Origin of the sequence: Helicobacter sp. UBA3407 (assembly GCF_949747025.1) — a bacterium.
GTDB lineage: Bacteria > Campylobacterota > Campylobacteria > Campylobacterales > Helicobacteraceae > Helicobacter_D > Helicobacter_D ganmani.
The window spans coordinates 1-2011 of record NZ_CATKCB010000079.1 but is presented as its reverse complement, the minus strand read 5'-3'; the positions used below and the strand labels follow the sequence as shown (position 1 = coordinate 2011).

At 34.0% G+C, this 2011-nt stretch carries 2 protein-coding genes, 1 tRNA gene and 1 pseudogene; 3 read left to right on the top strand and 1 reads right to left on the bottom strand.

From position 1 onward, the window contains the following. Window positions 1-196 (top strand): annotated as a pseudogene (locus tag Q1553_RS01755) (hypothetical protein); the annotation flags it as partial. Between the two features lie 125 nt (window positions 197-321). Here Q1553_RS01755 and Q1553_RS01750 read toward each other — a convergent pair. After that, window positions 322-396 (bottom strand) — tRNA-Asn (locus Q1553_RS01750). Between the two features lie 150 nt (window positions 397-546). Here Q1553_RS01750 and Q1553_RS01745 point away from each other — a divergent pair. Both Q1553_RS01745 and Q1553_RS01740 read left to right on the top strand, forming a co-directional pair. Beyond that, window positions 547-1260, top strand: coding sequence for a YebC/PmpR family DNA-binding transcriptional regulator (locus Q1553_RS01745; protein WP_115551963.1), 714 nt, complete (start codon window positions 547-549; stop codon window positions 1258-1260). A gap of 136 nt (window positions 1261-1396) precedes the next feature. Continuing rightward, on the top strand, window positions 1397-1717 hold the full coding sequence (locus Q1553_RS01740) for a thioredoxin family protein (protein WP_181881658.1): 321 nt from the start codon (window positions 1397-1399) through the stop codon (window positions 1715-1717). Window positions 1718-2011: the final 294 nt, after the last annotated feature.

The following is a 2011-nucleotide window of genomic DNA, read 5'->3' as shown; positions in this document are numbered from 1 at the left end:
GCATAAAGAAAAAATCCAAGAGTTTTTAGATAGCAATCAAACACAACAATTTTTAGATAATCAAACACAAATCTTACAACAAGGCATCAACCAACTTGGCAAAGTGCTAGAATCTAACGAAACAAAAGCCATTCTGCAACAGCAAATGGAAAACTTAAATGAAATCTTGGGTGGCAAGAAAGAATCGGTCCAATGAACATTATTTGATTCAACAAACAATCGTTTAAATTTGTTTTTGCAGTTGTTGCTAGATCTTTTAAGGTTTTGAAAACGCAATACACACAAATAATGCAAAAATGTTGAGGATAAAAAACATTAAAGTGGCTCCGGATGTAGGATTCGAACCTACGACCAAGCGGTTAACAGCCGCCTACTCTACCGCTGAGCTAATCCGGAATAAAAGCTCATAAAAAATGAGGTAAAATTATATAGCAATTTTATTTTAATGTCAAGAAATTTGCAATATTCTTGCTAAATATCTTGCAACTTTAAACTTAAAAATACTACAATTTACTTTCAAAATATTCTAAAAATATTGAGGTTTTTATGGGACGAGCATTTGAATATCGCAGGGCGAGCAAAGAAAAACGATGGGACAAAATGTCCAAACTTTTTCCCAAATTAGGAAAGGCGATTAGTATTGCTGTTAAGGAGGGTGGCAGCGGAGACCCTGATATGAATTCCAAGCTCCGCACTGCGATTCTAGCAGCAAAAGCGCAAAATATGCCAAAAGACAATATTGAAGCAGCTATTAAGCGAGCTTTAGGAAAAGACGGAATCCAAATCACAGAAGTCAATTACGAAATCAAAGCTCCGCACGGCGCATTATTCTTTGTAGAATGTGCAACAGACAATACCACACGCACTGTGGCAAATCTCAAAAGCTATGTCAATAAACTTGGCGGACAAATGCTAACAAATAATTCTTTAGAATTTATGTTCGCACGCAAGGCACATTTTGAAATCAACAAATCAACTGCTGGGGATTTAGAAGAACTAGAACTCACATTAATTGACGCAGGTTTAGATTCTATGGAAATAGAAGAAGAAATTATCCATATTTATGGAGATTATACAAGTTTTGGCACACTTGCCAATGCACTAGAGGAACTCAAGCTTGAGGTCAAAAAAGCGGCATTAGAGCGAATCGCAACGAATCCTGTGGAGTTTAGCGAAGAGCAATTAATAGATATTGAGAAATTGCTAGATAGGATTGAAGAGGACGATGATGTTCAAGCGGTTTTTACCAACATTGCCTAAAAGATTCTAAAAATGCTTTTCAACCAACATTATAAAGAGAAATGTAACAAAATCACGGACACAATTAATATTTTGTATTTTTTAAGCAAAATTGATTCAAAATTCTTTTCATAAACTTTAACAATAAGGAATTTAAATGTTGGAAAAATTAACAAAAGCTACTTTTGAAAATGCTGTCAAAGAGGGAGTTTGCCTTGTTGCAATTGGAGCTCCTTGGTGTCCAGATTGTCGTAAAATTGAGCCAATTATCGGAATGCTTATGCAAGAATATGGCGCACAAGTTAAGTTTTTTGCTATTATGGCAGATGAAGAAGAGGCACTTAAGGATTCTTTGAATGTGCGTAGAATCCCAACGCTTATTTTTTACAAAAATGGTGCAGAAGTAGGCGAAAGACTCGTTGAACCAAATTCTAAATCACTGATTGAAGAAGCAATTAAATCTGCCATAAATGCTTAACTTAACGCTATTTTGCAAGGATACAAGGGGCGTAGGAATTTGCTTTTTGTCCTTGCAAATAAACTTCAACTTGCATAACAATCTATCTTCATATCATACCTTCAACTTTGCGCTAAAATCACAAAATTTAAGATAAGATTCTTTTTTGATTGCTTTTAGATAAACTCTCACGATAACCTACAAAATATTTCTTATTCTAAAATCTCTTATTTACTTACAAATTAAGCACTTTTTAGCTAAAATAAAAGATTCTTTCTTAAAGAAATAATTTTTTAAGGAATATTATGCAAAATC

Excerpts from the sequence above, each read along its gene's own strand:
- Q1553_RS01740 (WP_181881658.1), top strand. The coding sequence starts at position 1,397 with ATGTTGGAAAAATTAACAAAAGCTACTTTTGAAAATGCTGTCAAAGAG.
- Q1553_RS01745 (WP_115551963.1), top strand. The coding sequence starts at position 547 with ATGGGACGAGCATTTGAATATCGCAGGGCGAGCAAAGAAAAACGATGG.